Below are 15,793 nucleotides of genomic sequence, written 5' to 3'. Positions count from 1 at the left end.
ACCTCCCCTGCCCAGCTCGCCCGCCTGCACTGGAACGGCTCCAAGCTCGCCGCCGGCACCATCGCCAACGCCCTCCTCCACCAGGGCGACACACGCGCCCTCATCGAAAACGCAACCGGCGGTTCCGGGTCCGACAGCATCGTCGGCAACCAGGCGGGGAACTCCCTTGCCGGCAATGCCGGGGATGACCGGCTCACCGGCGGCCTGGGCGACGATGTGCTGAACGGAGGCGCAGGCACCGACACCGCGGTCTTCGGCAGCCGGCGCTCGGACTACAGCGTCACGCTTCTCGCCGACGGCTCCCTGCAGATCCTCGACCTGCGCGCAGGCGGTTCCGACGGACGGGACATCGTGTGGGCAACGGAGCTCTTCCAGTTCAGCGACAGGCTCTACTCTCTCGCCGAGCTCACCTCGACCGACGAGCCTGCCACTCCCGACGAGCCCGCCGCCGACGAGGATCTCGTCCTCACCGGCACCGGAGCAGCCGAGAGCCTCTACGGCGCCGACGGGGATGACCTCATCAACGGCCAGGCAGGGGACGACTCTCTCTACGGCCTGGACGGCGACGACATCCTGACCGGCGGCGCCGGGCGGGACCGGCTCGACGGCGGCGCCGGCAAGGACACCGCAAGCTATGCCACCGCCTCATCCGCCGTTCTGGCCGATCTGGCGAGCCCGTCGCGGAACACGCGCGACGCCTATCGCGACACCTATGTGGGCATCGAGAACCTGACCGGCAGCGCCTATGCCGACAGCCTGAGGGGCAACGACAGCGCCAACGACATCCTCGGAGGCGCCGGGTCCGATACCCTTTTCGGACGTGGCGGCAACGACCTCCTCGAAGGGGGCGAAGGCAACGATTCCCTCGACGGCGGCTCCGCCTCGGATTCCCTTGATGCAGGCGCGGGACGGGACACGCTCTACGGAGGAACCGGCGCCGACACCCTGGATGGCGGAACAGGCGTCGACATCTTCGTCTTCAAGACCGTCACCGAAACGGCGCCGGGGGCGCAGGACATCATCGCAAACTTCGTGTCCGGCACCGACAAGATCGACCTGCGGAGCATCGACGCCAATACCAAGCTCTCCCGCAACCAGGCCTTCTCCTTCATCGGTGAGGACACCTTCAACGGAAGAGCCGGCGAGCTGCGGTTCAGTGGCGGGATTCTGTCCGGAGACGTCAACGGCGACGGAACGGCGGATTTCAAGATCGGCCTCCCGGACACCTCTTTGCTGCGCGCAACGGACTTCTATCTCTGAAACCGATGGAGAGGTCCGTGAGCGACTGGATCGATTTCGACCGCTGGAAGGAATGCCCGCAGATGCAGCGGCCGGGCTATGTCTTCGAGATCCGGAATGGACAAGGACGCAGCATCCTGACCGAGTGCGACGTCACGCTTCAGCTTCCGCCCGGATGGGCGTCGGCTCCCGTGCAGTTCCGTCTCGTGCAGGCTCCCGCGCCGCGCCGCTCGACTCCGATCCCGAAGCCGCATTCCTGAACGCTGGGGCTCCAGCGGCCTACAGGTTCAGGATCGGCAGGGCTTTCGCGCTGCCATGGACCTGCAGGTCTAGGCCATAGGCCAGGACTTCGTCGTCCGTGAGTTCCCGCATCGTCTCGGCTGATGCATAGGGCCCGGCGGCCTGCGCCGCAACCAGCTCAGCATCGCGCTCGTCCCGGGCCACGACCACCACGGGCGCGGTTGTCGGCTCCCGCTCGCCCGGCTGCGTCACTGTGACGGTCACGCCAAATCCCTTGTTCATGCCCATCCTCTTCCGGCAGCTCGGCATGCCGCCACAGGCGACCGCCTCCCTTGGTATACGGCGGATCCCGGGCCGGGGTTCCAGGCGGCATCGCGGACGAAGGGGGTGACCACCGGCGCCCTGATCCTGTATGCGTCAGCTCACCGCTTCGAACATGGCCGCCCTGCCGGGGTAAGCAGATCTCTTGCGACCTGGCCCGATGAAAGACTATTTCAACGAAGAGGACGATTTTCGATATGCCCTTGACCCTCCGCCTTGCCCTGTCCGTGACCGCCGCGGCGCTGGCGTTCGGCCCCCTGCCCGGTCTGGCCCAGACGAACGGCCAGGCTCAAAAGCCCCAGCAGCCCGCCCCCAAGGCCCAGCCGGCCAAGCCTCAGCCTGCGCAGCCGGGCAGCCCTCAGGCGGCGCAGCCCGGCAGGCCCCAGGCGGCGCAGCCGCAGGGCGCCGGTCCCGTGGTCGTGGCCCTCAAGCCGGAGCCGCTGCAGCCTGAATGGACGAAGGTCTGCGGCAAGGACCAGGGCGCCAATGCGGAGGTCTGCTACACCACCCGCGACTTCGTCACGGACAAGGGGCAGCGGATCGTTGCCGTGGCCCTCTACGATTCCAAGGCGAAGGGCGCGCCGAAGACCGTCCGGGTCCTGGTGCCGCTCGGCTTCCTCGTGCCGCCGGGCGTCCGGATGGTGGTGGACAAGAGCCCGCCGGTTCCCGGCCGCTTCACTGCCTGCCTCCCGCATGGCTGCTTCGTCGAGGCTGCGGTGAAGGACGACTTCGTCACCGCCTTCAAGAAGGGCTCGACCCTCAATGTCAGCGCCCGCAACCAGATCGGCCGCGAGGTCAGCTTCACCATCCCGGTGGCCGGCTTCGCCAAGGCTTTCGACGGGCCTCCGGTCGATCCGAAGGTGCTGGCCGAGCAGCAGAAGAAGCTCCAGGAGGAGCTGCAGAAGCGCTCCGAGGAGGCCCGCGGCCAGAGGATGGGCAATTTCGGCGCCCCGGGCGGGACGCCGGCCGCCACGCCCGGAGCAGCCGCGCCCAAGAACTGAGTCGGGATCCGCTGCAGCAGCCCTGTCCTTGCTCCGACGTGCTCAGAAGTCCGAGAAGATTCAGAAGTCCGAGAAGATGAAGTCCGCGGCCGTGAGCTGGGATATTCTGACGTTCTCGAGCACCAGGGAGGGCAGGTCCTTGACGCTGGTGGGGAAGAAGTCGAACACGACGTCGTTCCCCACCTGCTGCGCCCGGGCCATGATCTCCTCGAACGTATCGTATTGGCCGGGCTCGCCTGCGAAGATGGCCAGATCGTCGATGCCAGGCCGGAAGTCGGTCACGGTCAGCCCGCCGATGTTGTCCAGGGTTCCGAAGGGATTTCCCAGGGCGAAGATGTCCGCTCCGGAGCCTCCGGTCACGACGGTGTCGAAGCGGGCGTAGATCACGTCGTTGCCCGAGCCGCCGCTGCTGATCGAGCGCTCCAGCTCGAAGTTCTCGTCGAACCGCCCCGTGCCTGAGAAGATGACGTCGTTGCCGGAGCCTCCGTAAACCTTGTCGACGCCGCCGCCGGCGTCCAGGATGTCCCTGCCGTCGTTGCCCCTGATCAGGTCGTCGCCGAGGCCGCCGTTCACCCGGTCGTTGCCGCCGCCGCCGCTCAGGGTATCGTCCCCGTAATCGCCGCTCAGGAAGTCGGCACCGCCGCTGCCGCTCACCGTATCGTCGCCGGCGCCGCCGAACAGCACGTCGCTGCGGCTGTTGCCTGCGATGCGGTCATCGCCCTGCTGGCCCCAGACGAAGCCCGCGCCGCTGCTCACGCGAATGTTGTCCTCGCCCAGGCCGCCCCAGGCCAGGGATATGCTTCCGCGCAGCACCAGCCTGTCCTCGTCGGAGGTGCCATAGAGGAGGTTGGGCGTGATGCCCGTGGGAACCCAGGCCCCGTAAACGAAAGCGGAGCGGTCGTCATCGTTCGTCAGCAAAGCCCCGCCGTATTGCATCTGGTCCAGGCGCAGCGTCGGCCCATCGGGATCGTCGGCATGGAACAGGGTGGCGCGAAGCTGGTCGAGCGGCCGCTCGTCGTCGCTCGAGGAGATCAGCAGATCGCTGACGAAGTCCTCCTGCGTCCAGTTGCCGGTGGCGGCCTGCTCGAAGAAGAAGCTGACCTCCGAGAAATCCTGGGTCGAGAGGTCGCGCTGCTCCGGCCCGCTGGCCCAAAGCGCGGCAATCGCCCCCGAAAGCGTCAATTGCCCCGAGATCCTCTGCCCGGCGGCGTAGCCGAAAGCGCCAGGGTCGACCGTGATGAAGTCATTGGTGAAAGGATCTTCGACAACCCCGTAGAAAGTGTATGAGGTCGGTGCAGGCATGATGGCCTCCGCAGGGATCCCCAGCCCATCGCGGGATCCTATCGCATGACCGACCCCCATCCCATTGGGATTAAGGGTTAAGGCCTCCCGCAGGAGGTAGACGGGAGGCCACGGCACCAGCGGAGCCGATCACCCCTTCGGCAGCATGTCCTTCACGAGGCCGCTCGCCTTGGCGAAATCCATGCGGCCGGCGTACTTGGCGCGCAGCGCGCCGACGACCTTGCCCATGTCCTTCATGGAGGCGGCGCCGGTCTCGGCGATGGCGGCCTGGATGGCCGCCTTGGTCTCGGCCTCGTCCATCTGCTGCGGCAGGTAGGAGGAGATCACGGCGACCTCGGCCTTCTCCTGATCGGCGAGCTCCGTGCGGCCGCCCTGCTCGTACATGGCGATCGATTCCTGTCGCTGCTTCACCATCTTCTGCAGGAGGGCCAGGATCTCCTCGTCGGAGAGGGGGTCCTTGCCGGCGCCGCGGGCCTCGATGTCCTTGTCCTTCAGGGCGGCCTGGATCAGGCGGACGGCGCCCAGGCGAGCCTTGTCCCCGGCCTTCATGGCCTCCTTCATGTCGGCGGTGAAACGTTCGCGCAGCATGGATATCTCCTTGATTTTCGGTCGCTTGAGCGTTGACGGGACGCGAATGGCCCCTTAAGTCACGGGGGCAGTTCAAGGGCGGTCCTCGGGGGCCCGCTCAAGCACGGCCTGCTGGCCTCGGACTTACAAGAGATCATGACGATGCTGCAAGACAAAGACACCACCGGGTCCGCCTCGGGTGGCTGGGAAGAGCCGCGCGCCACGGCCGTTCTCGTGCTTCAGGACGGCACGGTCCTCGAGGGCTTCGGCATCGGCGCCGTGGGCGAGGCCACAGGCGAGGTCTGCTTCAACACCGCCATGACCGGCTACCAGGAGATCCTGACGGACCCCTCCTATGCGGGCCAGATCATCACCTTCACCTTCCCGCATATCGGCAACGTGGGCACCAACGAGGAGGACATCGAGAGCGTCAACGCCGCCTCGTCCTCCGGCGTCCGCGGCGTGGTGCTGGCGGCTTCCATCACCGAGCCCTCCAACTGGCGCGCCTCCCGCGACCTCGATGCCTGGCTGAAAGCGCGCCAGATCGTCGGCCTCTCGGGCGTCGACACCCGGGCGCTCACGGCGCTGATCCGCGACCGGGGCATGCCGAACGCGGTCATCGCCCATGATCCCGCGGGGAATTTCGACATCGAGGCCCTGAAGGCCAAGGCCGCCGCCCTGCCCTCCATGGACGGACAGGACCTCGTGCCCCTCGTCACCAGCGCCCAGCGCTTCGACTGGAACGAGACCACCTGGCGCAAGGGCGAGGGCTACGGCCACCAGGAGAGCGAGCCCAGGCATCACGTGGTCGCGATCGATTACGGCGTGAAGCGCAACATCCTGCGCCTGCTCGCCCGTGCCGGCTGCAAGGTCACGGTGGTGCCCGCCACGGCCACCGCCGAGGAGGTTCTGGCGCTCAAGCCCGACGGCGTGTTCCTCTCCAACGGCCCCGGCGATCCGGCGGCGACCGGCGAATACGCGGTGCCGGTGATCCGCAAGGTGCTGGACGAGAAGATTCCCACCTTCGGCATCTGCCTCGGCCACCAGATGCTGAGCCTGGCCGTGGGCGCCAAGACCAAGAAGATGCACCAGGGCCACCATGGCGCGAACCATCCGGTGAAGGACAGGACCACCGGCAAGGTGGAGATCACCTCCATGAACCACGGCTTCGCGGTTGATCCGGAGACTCTGCCGAAGAACGCGGTGGAGACCCACGTCTCGCTCTTCGACGGCTCCAATTGCGGCATCTCCCTCACCGACCGGCCGGCCTTCTCGGTGCAGTACCACCCGGAAGCCTCCCCCGGGCCCCAGGACAGCCACTACCTGTTCGACCGCTTCGTCCAGCTGATGGACCAGAAGAAGTCGCAGGCTTCACGATAAAGTGTCCGACGGCTGGCGCCGCGACAAACGGGTCGGTTGCGCCAGCCGCCCAAATCACGGTAACCGATCATTAACCATAAAATAAAAATGATTCCGGACCTTGATTTGGGGGTTTTCATCCATGGATTTCGATGACGATTCCGGCGAATTCAGCCGGTTGCACAATCTGTTCACGTTCCACCTCGGCATCGCCGTCACGCTTTCCTGGCTGACCTCGCTCTACGCCGCCCTCTACGCTCCCTGGGTGCGCAACATCCGCCCGCTGATCGACCCCACCAATGTGGGCACGGTCGAGAGCACCTGGTCCTATCTCTTCATCTTCCCCGTTGTGCTCACGACCGCCTGGCTGATCTCCATCTTCGGCCAGAACCTGTTTGCCCAGTTCCGCATCCTCAGGAACCAGGTCATCGAATTCGCCATCGCTGCGGTTGTCGCCTTCGCGATGTTCTACCTGTCCATCGACCGCGCCGTCGCGGCCATGCTCATCGGCATGTAAGGATCTCGGCGCCTCGGGTTGATCCCAAAAGTGCAGATCCACTTTTGGGTCCGATGCTTGCGGCTTTCGAAAGGCCGCGCTCGATCTTTCGCCTGCATGATGCGTTCCCTCCCCGATCGAAACGGGAGAGACGCATGGCGCAGGCGAAAGGATATGGCGACCCGAGAGGCTACAACGCTCCGCTCGGCACGGAAACTTACGTCTTCCGCAGCAACGGCATCGTCCCGAATTCATCCCTGCCGCTGATCGTGCGCCGCGGGGCGATCCCGCCCTCCGCCGACGATCCGGCCAAGGCCTTCAAGGCGACCTTCGCCAAGAACGGCTGGACCAATGCGTGGCTGAACGGCATCCACGACTATCACCACTACCACCCCAACACCCATGAGGTGCTCGGCATCGTCTCGGGCTCGGGCCAGATCCGGTTCGGCGGTGAGGATGGCGACCTCGTCTCGGTGAGCATGGGGGACGTCATCGTCGTGCCGGCCGGGGTGGCCCACGCGCTCATCAACGCGAGCGACGACTTCGCCGTCGTCGGCGCCTATCCGGGCGGGGCCGGTTACGACACCGTTCGCGACGATCCGAAGGCACTTGCCGCATCCCAGCAGCGCATCGCCCAGGTGCCCCTGCCCGACGCCGACCCTGTGGACGGCGCCGACGGGCCGCTCATGAAGCTGTGGACCTGAACGCAAAAAAGCCCCCTGCCCTGGAGGGCAGGAGGCCTTCGCCCCTACGGTACGGTTGTTTCGTTTTTAGACCGTAAGCGTGACCTTCACGTTGCCGCGGATGGCATGCGAATAGGGGCAGACCACGTCGGCCTTGTGCACCAGATCCGTTGCCTGCTCCCGGGAGAGGCCCGGCAGGCTGGCCTGCAGATCGACCACCAGCCCGAAGCCCGCGCCATCGTCGCGCTTGCCGATGCCGACCTTTGCCTCGACCTGGGCGTCGGCCGGAAGCGCGACCTTGTTCTGCGCGGCGACGAACTTCAGCGCGCCCAGGAAGCAGGCCGAATAGCCGGCCGCGAAAAGCTGTTCCGGATTGGTCCCCTCCCCGCCCGGACCTCCAAGCTCCTTCGGGGTCGAGAGACGCACCTCGAGCTTTCCGTCGCTGGATGCGGCGACGCCTTCGCGTCCGCCGCGGGCCGAGGCATGGGCTGTGTAGAGGGGGGTCATCGGAGGCTCCTTCGGTGTGGGGTCGAAACATCGGCATCGGTTATTGATAGCGCACAATTCAATTGGACACTATCTATCCGGTTGCATACCGCATGATTCGATTGTGCGCAATCTATTTGTTGGGTAGAGTCGTTGTTGAGGGAGATGACGATGACGAAGACGACCGGACCGCTCGCGCTCGGCAACCAGCTGTGCTTTGCCTTCTATTCCGTCTCCCACGCCTTCAGCCGGGCCTACCGCCAGTTCCTGGATCCCCTCGGCCTGACCTATCCGCAATACGTGGTCCTGCTGGTGCTCTGGGAGCAGGACGATCTCACGGTGAAGGAGATCGGGGACAGGCTGTTTCTCGATTCCGGCACCCTCACCCCCCTGCTGAAGCGTCTCGAAGCCGCCGGACACATCCGCCGGACGCGGGACAAGAAGGACGAGCGGCAGGTTCGGATCTCGCTTACCGCGTCGGGCCGCGCTCTGCGCGAGAAGGCGGAGGAGATCCCCAGGCAGGTGGGCTGCGTCCTGGGCCTGTCCTTCGACGAAGTCCGCGCCTTAACGGAGCAGGTTGCGAAACTGCGCGGCAGGCTGCATGACTCGGCCTCGCTCGCAGCAAGAACCTGAACCGGGAAGGCTCCTTCGATGAACTGGCGAGACTACTGGGACCAGGACACGCCGATCTATACGGGCGAGCGGCACAAGCTCCTCCATTATCGGCTGATCGCGAACGACATCGTCGGCCTCATCCCCTCCCCGGATGCGGCGGTGCTGGATTATGGCTGCGGCGAGGCCCTGTTCGCCGACAAGGTCGCCGCCCGCTGCGCCCGGCTCTACCTGAGCGACGCTGCGCCCCTGGTGCGCGAGCGCCTGAACGAGCGGTTCGGGGACAACGAGCGGATCACGGTGCTCTCCACGGACGACGTCGCCAACCTTCCGGACGCCTCCCTCGACCTCATCGTGGTGAACTCCCTCGTCCAGTATCTCTCCCTCGACGAGTTCCGCGCCCTTCTGAAGCTCGCCCGCGACAAGCTGAAGGAGGACGGCAGGCTGATCCTCGGCGACATCATTCCGCCCGACATCAGCCCGCTGACCGACGCGAAGGCGCTGCTCTCCTTCGCCTGGCAGGGCGGGTTCGTGCGGTCCGCCGTCATGGGTCTCGCCCGCACGGCCTTCTCGGAATACCGCAAGATCCGCGAGGAAGTGGGCCTGGCGCAATACGGCGAGGAGGAGATCGTCGATCTGCTGGAGGATGCCGGGTTCAGGCCCGAGCGCGCCCCGCGCAATCTCGGGCACAACCAGGCGCGGATGACCTTCGTGGGGCGTCCGGCCGCTGCCGTCTCTTAAAAGCCGGTTGATTCCTCTCGACCTCATCCTGAGGAGCCGCAAAGCGGCGTCTCGAAGGAGGTTCCAGAGAGCACTGGATCCTCCTTCGAGACGCAGCCTTACGGCTGCTCCTCAGGATGAGGGCTGCGATGGGTGCCAAGCCCAGTCGACACTCCTAAGCGAAGGTCCACGCCTTGTGCGCCAGGAAGCTCCAGACCATCACCACGCCGGTGGTGACGATCTGCGAGGGCAGATAGGGCCCCTCGAGCCAGACCGTGAAGGCGTGCATCAGGAACCAGGTCACGAGGAAGCCCACGAAGGCCACCACGGCAAAGCGCCAGGTCGCCTCCCGGTGAGGCCGGTCGCTGCCATAGGTGTGCCGGCGGTTGAGCCCATAGGACACGAACCCGCCTGCCAGGTACCCGGCCAGGGTCGCCGGAACCGGATGAAGCCCTCCCCCTTCCACGAGGCCGATCAGGAAGCCGTAATGGATCACGGCCGCAACGACGCCCACGCCGAAGAAGGCGGTGAACTGGCGGGCGAGGCGGCGGAGGGGATGGGATGCGGTCACGGTGCTTCGATAGCCGCTTCTGCCCTGCCCGTCACTTCATTCCCTGCAGGAGCCCGGCGATCCGGCGCGACACGAAGCGCGGCATGATCTTGGCGCCGAGGGCGCCGGCCCGGTTCCTGGCGCCCGGAATGACGATGGCCCGGCCGGCCTCGTAGCCCTCGATCCCGATGCGGGCGACCTCCGCCGAGGTCATGACCCCGGCATTGAACAGCCGGGAATCCTTCAGGCCCGCCGTGTCGGGGAACTCGCTCTCGGTCGGGCCGGGGCAGAGCGCCGTTACGGTCACGCCATGGGGCTTCGCCTCGTCGTGCAGGGCCTCGGAGAGGGAGAGCACGAAGGCCTTTGTCGCGTAGTAGACCGCCATGTAGGGCCCGGCCTGGAATGCCGCGATGGAGGCCACGTTCAGGATCCCGCCACGCCTGCGCTCGATCATGCCCGGCAGCATCAGGCGGGACAGCGAGGTCAGGGCCGTGACGTTGAGATCGATCATCGCAAGCTGCTTCTCGTGAGGCAGGGACGAGAAGTACCCCCGCAGCCCGAAACCCGCATTGTTGACCAGGGTATGGGCCGCGATGCCCCGCTCCGCCAGCATGTCGCAGAGATCCCACGGCGCCTCCCGGTCCCCCAGATCCAGGGCCATGACCTCGACCGGGCTGCCATGGGCGCCCCGGATCTCCGCCGCGAGGGCCTCCAGGCGCTCGTGCCGGCGGGCGGTGAGCACGAGGGCATAGCCGCGGGCGGCGAAAACCCGGGCCAGCTCCGCGCCGATTCCGCTGGAGGCCCCCGTAATCACCGCCCAGCGGGGTTCATCTGCCATAGCCATCGTGTCGCCGCTCCGTCGTGCTCGCTTCCCCGGCCCCTGCCGCATGGGCCTTTGCTGTCTAAATCATGGCTCAGGCCTTTGAATTTGCTCAAGGCCCGTGTATGAGCCTCTCTCAACCTACAATCCGATCACATCCCGGCTGCGCTCGAAGCGCCGCAAATTGCGGCCGCGCGGCTGGACACGCCTGGGTGGCCCAATGCCGAAGCGGACAGACATCTCCTCCATCCTCATCATCGGCGCCGGTCCGATCATCATCGGCCAGGCCGTGGAGTTCGATTATTCGGGCACCCAGGCCGTGAAGGCCCTGAAAGAGGAAGGCTACCGGGTCATCCTGGTGAACTCGAACCCCGCCACGATCATGACGGATCCCGATCTCGCGGATGCCACCTATGTGGAGCCGATCACGCCCGAGATCGTCGCCAAGATCATCGAGAAGGAGCGCCCGGACGCGATCCTGCCCACCATGGGCGGCCAGACGGCCCTCAACTGCGCCCTCAGCCTGAAGAAGATGGGCGTGCTCGACAAGTTCGGCGTCGAGATGATCGGCGCCACGGCCGAGGCCATCGACAAGGCCGAGGACCGGCAGCTCTTCCGCGAGGCCATGACCAAGATCGGCCTCGACACGCCGAAGTCGCGGCTTGCCAACGCCTCGGCCCTCAAGAAGGCCGATCGGGACGCCTACTTGGCCGAGCTCGCCCGCCTCGAGGCCCTCGACATCCATCCCGGCGACAAGAAGCGGATGATCGCCGCCTACAAGCTCAAGTGGGATGCAGGCGAGAACGACCGGCGCAAGCGCTACCAGGAGCACGCCATGGGCGAGGCCCTGCTGGCCCTCGCCGAGGTGGGCCTGCCCGCCATCATCCGCCCGTCCTTCACCATGGGCGGCACCGGCGGCGGCATCGCCTACAACCGCGAGGAGTTCCTCGACATCGTCGAGCGGGGCCTCGACGCCTCCCCCACCAACGAGGTGCTGATCGAGGAGAGCGTGCTCGGCTGGAAGGAGTACGAGATGGAGGTCGTCCGCGACAAGGCGGACAACTGCATCATCGTCTGCTCCATCGAGAACTTCGACCCGATGGGCGTGCACACGGGCGACTCGATTACGGTTGCCCCGGCGCTCACGCTCACCGACAAGGAATACCAGATCATGCGCGACGCGTCGCTCGCGGTGCTGCGCGAGATCGGCGTCGAGACCGGCGGCTCGAACGTGCAGTTCGCGATCAACCCGGAGAACGGGCGCATGATCGTGATCGAGATGAACCCGCGCGTGTCGCGCTCCTCGGCGCTCGCCTCCAAGGCCACGGGCTTCCCGATCGCCAAGGTCGCGGCGAAGCTCGCCGTCGGCTACACCCTGGACGAGATCGCCAACGACATCACCGGCGGCGCGACGCCGGCCTCCTTCGAGCCGACCATCGATTACGTGGTCACCAAGATCCCGCGCTTCGCCTTCGAGAAATTCCCCGGCGCCGAGCCGACTCTCACCACCGCCATGAAGTCCGTGGGCGAGGCCATGGCCATCGGACGCTCCTTCCCGGAATCGCTGCAGAAGGCGCTGCGCTCGCTGGAGACCGGCCTCACGGGCCTCGACGAGATCGAGATCGAGGGCCTCGGCAAGGGCGACGACAAGAACGCCATCAAGGCCGCCATCGGCACCCCGACCCCGGACCGGATCCTCAAGGTCGCCCAGGCGCTTCGCCTCGGCGTCAGCCAGGACGAGGTCTATGCCTCCTGCAAGATCGACCGCTGGTTCCTGGAGCAGCTCCAGTCCATCGTGGACATGGAGGCCAAGGTGAAGGCCCACGGCCTGCCGCAGACGCCCGGCGCGTTCCGTCAGCTGAAGGCGCTCGGCTTCTCGGACGCGCGGCTCGCGGTTCTCACGGGCAAGACCGAGGCCGAGGTGCGGAGCCTGCGCCGCTCGCTTAACGTGCGCCCGGTCTACAAGCGCATCGACACCTGCGCGGCCGAGTTCGCCTCGCCCACCGCCTACATGTACTCGACCTATACGGCGCCCTTCGCGGGCAAGCCGGCCGACGAGTCGAATCCGTCGGACGCCAAGAAGGTCATCATCCTCGGCGGCGGCCCGAACCGGATCGGCCAGGGCATCGAGTTCGACTATTGCTGCTGCCATGCCTGCTTCGCGCTGAAAGATGCGGGCTATGAGACCATCATGATCAACTGCAACCCGGAGACGGTCTCGACCGACTACGACACCTCCGACCGGCTCTACTTCGAGCCGCTGACGCAGGAGGACGTGCTGGAGATCATCGAGACCGAGCGCTCCAAGGGCACGCTCCATGGCGTGATCGTGCAGTTCGGCGGCCAGACGCCGCTCAAGCTCGCCCATGCTCTCGAAGAGGCAGGCGTGCCGATCCTCGGCACCTCGCCGGAGGCCATCGACCTCGCCGAGGACCGGGACCGGTTCAAGCGCCTCCTCGACAAGCTGCACCTGAAGCAGCCCAAGAACGGCATCGCCTATTCGGTGGAGCAGGCCCGCCTGATCGCCGCCGATCTCGGCCTGCCCTTCGTGGTGCGCCCCTCTTATGTGCTCGGCGGCCGGGCCATGGCGATCATCCGCGACGAGGCCCAGTTCGAGGATTACCTGCTCGGCACCCTGCCGAGCCTGATCCCCTCGGACATCAAGGCCCGCTACCCCAACGACAAGACCGGCCAGATCAACACGGTGCTGGGCAAGAACCCGCTGCTCTTCGACCGCTACCTCTCGGACGCCATCGAGGTGGACGTGGACTGCCTCTGCGACGGCAAGGACACCTTCATCGCCGGCATCATGGAGCATATCGAGGAGGCGGGCATCCACTCGGGCGACTCCGCCTGCTCCCTGCCGCCCCGCTCGCTGCCGCCCGAGATCATCGCCGAGCTGGAGCGCCAGACGAAGGCCCTGGCCCTGGCGCTGGAAGTCGGCGGCCTGATGAACGTGCAATACGCCATCAAGGACGGCACGATCTACGTGCTGGAGGTGAACCCCCGCGCCTCGCGCACGGTGCCCTTCGTGGCCAAGGTGATCGGCGAGCCCATCGCCAAGATCGCGGCCCGCATCATGGCCGGCGAAAGCCTGGCCAAGTTCGGCCTCACCCCGAAGGAGCTGCCGCATATCGGCGTGAAGGAGGCCGTGTTCCCCTTCAACCGCTTCCCGGGCGTGGACGTGCTGCTCGGGCCGGAGATGCGTTCCACCGGCGAGGTCATCGGCCTCGACCGCGGCTTCGGCGTGGCTTTCGCCAAGAGCCAGCTCGGCGCCGGAAGCCAGCTGCCGAAGACCGGCACCCTGTTCGTCTCGGTGCGCGATTCGGACAAGCCGCGCATCCTGCCGGCGGTGCGGATGCTGGAGGAGGCCGGGTTCCAGATCGTGGCCACGGCCGGCACCCAGCGCTATCTCGAGGAGCAGGGCGTCAAGGCCAGGCGGGTCAACAAGGTGCTCGAAGGCCGCCCCCACGTGGTCGATGCCATGAAGAACGGCGACATCCAGCTCGTCTTCAACACAACGGAAGGCGCAGGCGCCCTGTCGGATTCCCGGTCCCTAAGACAAGCTGCCCTCTTGCATAAGATACCCTACTACACCACTCTTGCAGGAGCGATTGCCGCGGCCGAGGGCATCAAGGCCTATCTCAGCGGCGATCTCGAAGTCCGGGCGCTTCAGGAATACTTTGCCTGAGGCATCCGGCCTCACATTGGAACTGCGAAGCTTCTGTGGAGTTTTCGTTGACATGCGAGGGCGCTGGAAACAGCGGCCTCGTACCTCTTTTTGGACGAGACAAACGATGGACAAGGTCCCTCTGACGATCAAGGGTTTTGCGGCGCTCGAGGAAGAACTCAGGCACCGGCAGCAGGTGGAACGCCCCCGGATCATCCAGGCGATCTCGGAAGCGCGTGCGCTTGGAGACCTGTCGGAAAACGCCGAATACCATGCCGCCAAGGAAGCCCAATCCCTCAACGAAGGCCGGATCCTTGAGCTCGAGAGCCTCATCTCCCGTGCGGAGGTCATCGACGTCACGAAGCTCTCGGGCGACCGGATCAAGTTCGGCGCGATCGTGAAGCTGGTCGACGAGGACACCGAGGAGGAGAAAACCTACCAGATCGTCGGCGAGCCCGAAGCGGACGTGCGCTCGGGCCGCGTCTCGGTGGCCTCCCCCATCGCCCGCGCCCTCATGGGCAAGACCATCGGCGACACGGTCGAGGTCTCGACCCCCGGCGGGGGCAAGTCCTACGAAGTCGTGGGCGTCCAGTTCGGCTAAGGATCCTTGAAGGGGGCAGAAAGGTGAGCAATCCCATGGCATCCCCCCTGTCCCGCCGCTCCATGCTGAAAGCGCTCGCCTGCGCCGGATTGTCCGGCGCAGGTCTCGCTCTGCCGGCCCGGGCTCAAAGCTTCCCGCAGGCTTTCTCCTCGTTCGCCGTGGATGTGAGCGTCCTGAAGGCGAAGGGGCTCGGTCCCTTCGCCGACCTTGTAGGGGCCGCCGCGCTCGACGAGCTGCGCCGCTCCTTCGCCGACCGGGTCGACCCGCGCGGTCCGCGCCTCGTCCTGCGCCTGACCGGCGTGTCCCTCACCCCCTTCCCCGACCGTGGAGGCGGCTTCCGCTGGCGCGGAGGCGGCGGAGGCGGGCACGATTCCGTGGAGGGCGAGGCCCTGGCCGTCGGCCGGCGGGGCGAGGTCCTGGCGCGGCATCCCATGCTGGCCGTGCTCGACGTGAACACCAGCATCCTCGACCCGAACGAGCAGGGCCGCGCCGTCGCCGTGGCGCAGCACTACGTGCGCTGGCTCAGGCGGCAGATCTGATCGCGGGCCTCTAGCCCTCGGCCTCCGCCACGTCCTCGATCGGCACCAGCGGCTCGTCCTTGACGAGATCGAGGGTGAGCGCCGTGCGGACATGGCGCACGTTCGGCAGGCTGGTGAGCTCCGACACGAGACCCTGGAAGGCGGCCAGGTTCGGGGCCACGCACTTCATGATGAAGTCGATGTCGCCCGAGAGCGTCCAGCACTCGCGGACCATGGGCCAGTCCTTCACCCGCTGCTCGAATTCCTGCAGCTCCTTCTTGCCCTGGACGTCGAGCTGCACCATGGCGAAGCAGACGATCTCGAAGCCGAGGTTCTTCGGGTCGAGGATCGCCCGGTAGGCCTTGATGATGCCGGCGCTCTCCAGCGCCCGCACCCGCCGCAGGCAGGGGGGAGCGGACAGGCCGACCCGGCGGGCCAGCTCCACGTTGGTGATGCTGCCGTCGGCCTGCAGTTCTCTCAGGATGGCCCAATCGATGGAATCGAGGCGTCCGCGCACGGTAACTCCGCTAGAGCACGAATCCGGCAAACGCGACCGGCAGGTCGCTTCGGGTCGTGCGGAATAGGGTCAAAAAATCTCGTCTTGGCTG

General features: G+C 66.4%; 18 protein-coding genes. 11 read left to right on the top strand and 7 right to left on the bottom strand.

Annotated elements, in window-relative coordinates:
• A partial coding sequence (locus GR303_RS25225; protein ID WP_161725012.1) for a calcium-binding protein occupies positions 1–1,260 on the top strand: 1,260 nt, incomplete at its 5' end.
• Positions 1,261–1,277: 17 nt separating this feature from the next.
• Complete coding sequence (locus GR303_RS19810; RefSeq protein ID WP_161725014.1) at positions 1,278–1,499, top strand: hypothetical protein; 222 nt, start codon at positions 1,278–1,280, stop codon at positions 1,497–1,499.
• 19 nt (positions 1,500–1,518) lie between these two features.
• Here the strand turns inward: GR303_RS19810 and GR303_RS19805 are convergent, their stop codons facing one another.
• The gene (locus GR303_RS19805) at positions 1,519–1,761 is read right to left on the bottom strand and encodes a hypothetical protein (protein ID WP_161725016.1); all 243 of its coding nucleotides are present in this window, start codon (positions 1,759–1,761) and stop codon (positions 1,519–1,521) included.
• Between the two features lie 236 nt (positions 1,762–1,997).
• Here GR303_RS19805 and GR303_RS19800 point away from each other — a divergent pair, with 236 nt between their 5' ends.
• Positions 1,998–2,801: an invasion associated locus B family protein gene (locus GR303_RS19800; protein WP_161725018.1), complete on the top strand. Its 804-nt coding sequence runs from the start codon at positions 1,998–2,000 to the stop codon at positions 2,799–2,801.
• Between the two features lie 60 nt (positions 2,802–2,861).
• Here the strand turns inward: GR303_RS19800 and GR303_RS19795 are convergent, their stop codons facing one another.
• Both GR303_RS19795 and GR303_RS19790 read right to left on the bottom strand, forming a co-directional pair.
• Complete coding sequence (locus tag GR303_RS19795) at positions 2,862–4,103, bottom strand: calcium-binding protein (RefSeq protein ID WP_161725020.1); 1,242 nt, start codon at positions 4,101–4,103, stop codon at positions 2,862–2,864.
• Between the two features lie 129 nt (positions 4,104–4,232).
• The gene (locus GR303_RS19790; protein ID WP_161725022.1) at positions 4,233–4,691 is read right to left on the bottom strand and encodes a GatB/YqeY domain-containing protein; all 459 of its coding nucleotides are present in this window, start codon (positions 4,689–4,691) and stop codon (positions 4,233–4,235) included.
• A 141-nt stretch (positions 4,692–4,832) separates the two neighbouring features.
• Here GR303_RS19790 and carA point away from each other — a divergent pair, with 141 nt between their 5' ends.
• The 3 genes from carA to GR303_RS19775 all read left to right on the top strand — a co-directional run bounded on the left by carA (position 4,833) and on the right by GR303_RS19775 (position 7,229).
• Complete coding sequence (carA, locus tag GR303_RS19785; protein ID WP_161725024.1) at positions 4,833–6,050, top strand: glutamine-hydrolyzing carbamoyl-phosphate synthase small subunit; 1,218 nt, start codon at positions 4,833–4,835, stop codon at positions 6,048–6,050.
• A 121-nt stretch (positions 6,051–6,171) separates the two neighbouring features.
• Positions 6,172–6,546 (top strand): hypothetical protein, encoded by a 375-nt coding sequence (locus GR303_RS19780; protein ID WP_161725026.1) that lies wholly within the window; start codon positions 6,172–6,174, stop codon positions 6,544–6,546.
• 134 nt (positions 6,547–6,680) lie between these two features.
• Positions 6,681–7,229: a cupin domain-containing protein gene (locus GR303_RS19775; protein WP_161725028.1), complete on the top strand. Its 549-nt coding sequence runs from the start codon at positions 6,681–6,683 to the stop codon at positions 7,227–7,229.
• Between the two features lie 66 nt (positions 7,230–7,295).
• Here GR303_RS19775 and GR303_RS19770 read toward each other — a convergent pair whose 3' ends face one another.
• On the bottom strand, positions 7,296–7,715 hold the full coding sequence (locus GR303_RS19770) for an organic hydroperoxide resistance protein (RefSeq protein WP_161725030.1): 420 nt from the start codon (positions 7,713–7,715) through the stop codon (positions 7,296–7,298).
• A gap of 144 nt (positions 7,716–7,859) precedes the next feature.
• Here GR303_RS19770 and GR303_RS19765 point away from each other — a divergent pair, with 144 nt between their 5' ends.
• Positions 7,860–8,327 carry a MarR family winged helix-turn-helix transcriptional regulator gene (locus GR303_RS19765; protein WP_161725032.1) on the top strand — a complete coding sequence of 156 codons (468 nt, stop codon included), beginning with the start codon at positions 7,860–7,862 and terminating at the stop codon, positions 8,325–8,327.
• 18 nt (positions 8,328–8,345) lie between these two features.
• A complete protein-coding gene (locus GR303_RS19760; RefSeq protein ID WP_161725034.1) occupies positions 8,346–9,047 on the top strand; it encodes a class I SAM-dependent methyltransferase in 702 nt (233 codons plus the stop codon).
• Between the two features lie 154 nt (positions 9,048–9,201).
• On the opposite strand, the gene GR303_RS19755 is transcribed toward GR303_RS19760, so the two are convergent.
• Together GR303_RS19755 and GR303_RS19750 are read right to left on the bottom strand one after the other, a co-directional pair.
• The gene (locus GR303_RS19755; protein WP_161725036.1) at positions 9,202–9,597 is read right to left on the bottom strand and encodes a GtrA family protein; all 396 of its coding nucleotides are present in this window, start codon (positions 9,595–9,597) and stop codon (positions 9,202–9,204) included.
• 31 nt (positions 9,598–9,628) lie between these two features.
• Positions 9,629–10,420: an SDR family NAD(P)-dependent oxidoreductase gene (locus tag GR303_RS19750; protein WP_201752153.1), complete on the bottom strand. Its 792-nt coding sequence runs from the start codon at positions 10,418–10,420 to the stop codon at positions 9,629–9,631.
• A gap of 196 nt (positions 10,421–10,616) precedes the next feature.
• Here GR303_RS19750 and carB point away from each other — a divergent pair, with 196 nt between their 5' ends.
• From carB to GR303_RS19735, 3 genes are all read left to right on the top strand, one after another.
• Entirely contained in the window at positions 10,617–14,087 is a 3,471-nt protein-coding gene (carB, locus tag GR303_RS19745) for a carbamoyl-phosphate synthase large subunit (protein WP_161725038.1), read from the top strand.
• 106 nt (positions 14,088–14,193) lie between these two features.
• On the top strand, positions 14,194–14,667 hold the full coding sequence (gene greA, locus GR303_RS19740) for a transcription elongation factor GreA (RefSeq protein ID WP_161725041.1): 474 nt from the start codon (positions 14,194–14,196) through the stop codon (positions 14,665–14,667).
• A 35-nt stretch (positions 14,668–14,702) separates the two neighbouring features.
• Complete coding sequence (locus GR303_RS19735) at positions 14,703–15,206, top strand: twin-arginine translocation signal domain-containing protein (RefSeq protein ID WP_161725042.1); 504 nt, start codon at positions 14,703–14,705, stop codon at positions 15,204–15,206.
• A 10-nt stretch (positions 15,207–15,216) separates the two neighbouring features.
• On the opposite strand, the gene GR303_RS19730 is transcribed toward GR303_RS19735, so the two are convergent.
• Positions 15,217–15,702, bottom strand: a complete 486-nt coding sequence (locus GR303_RS19730) for a winged helix-turn-helix transcriptional regulator (RefSeq protein WP_161725044.1) — start codon at positions 15,700–15,702, stop codon at positions 15,217–15,219.
• Positions 15,703–15,793: the final 91 nt, after the last annotated feature.

The sequence above is a fragment of the Microvirga arsenatis genome (genome assembly GCF_009910705.1).
Classification (GTDB): domain Bacteria; phylum Pseudomonadota; class Alphaproteobacteria; order Rhizobiales; family Beijerinckiaceae; genus Microvirga; species Microvirga arsenatis.
The sequence above is the reverse complement of the archived record's forward strand: the minus strand, read 5'-3'. Positions and strand labels throughout refer to the sequence as shown.

Coding starts and splice junctions, on each gene's coding strand:
- GR303_RS19735 (WP_161725042.1), top strand. CDS start 14,703: ATGGCATCCCCCCTGTCCCGCCGCTCCATGCTGAAAGCGCTCGCCTGC.
- carB (WP_161725038.1), top strand. CDS start 10,617: ATGCCGAAGCGGACAGACATCTCCTCCATCCTCATCATCGGCGCCGGT.
- GR303_RS19780 (WP_161725026.1), top strand. CDS start 6,172: ATGGATTTCGATGACGATTCCGGCGAATTCAGCCGGTTGCACAATCTG.
- GR303_RS19775 (WP_161725028.1), top strand. CDS start 6,681: ATGGCGCAGGCGAAAGGATATGGCGACCCGAGAGGCTACAACGCTCCG.
- GR303_RS19805 (WP_161725016.1), bottom strand. CDS start 1,761: ATGAACAAGGGATTTGGCGTGACCGTCACAGTGACGCAGCCGGGCGAG.
- GR303_RS19800 (WP_161725018.1), top strand. CDS start 1,998: ATGCCCTTGACCCTCCGCCTTGCCCTGTCCGTGACCGCCGCGGCGCTG.
- greA (WP_161725041.1), top strand. CDS start 14,194: ATGGACAAGGTCCCTCTGACGATCAAGGGTTTTGCGGCGCTCGAGGAA.
- GR303_RS19790 (WP_161725022.1), bottom strand. CDS start 4,691: ATGCTGCGCGAACGTTTCACCGCCGACATGAAGGAGGCCATGAAGGCC.
- carA (WP_161725024.1), top strand. CDS start 4,833: ATGCTGCAAGACAAAGACACCACCGGGTCCGCCTCGGGTGGCTGGGAA.
- GR303_RS19750 (WP_201752153.1), bottom strand. CDS start 10,420: ATGGCTATGGCAGATGAACCCCGCTGGGCGGTGATTACGGGGGCCTCC.
- GR303_RS19765 (WP_161725032.1), top strand. CDS start 7,860: ATGACGATGACGAAGACGACCGGACCGCTCGCGCTCGGCAACCAGCTG.
- GR303_RS19770 (WP_161725030.1), bottom strand. CDS start 7,715: ATGACCCCCCTCTACACAGCCCATGCCTCGGCCCGCGGCGGACGCGAA.
- GR303_RS19795 (WP_161725020.1), bottom strand. CDS start 4,103: ATGCCTGCACCGACCTCATACACTTTCTACGGGGTTGTCGAAGATCCT.
- GR303_RS19760 (WP_161725034.1), top strand. CDS start 8,346: ATGAACTGGCGAGACTACTGGGACCAGGACACGCCGATCTATACGGGC.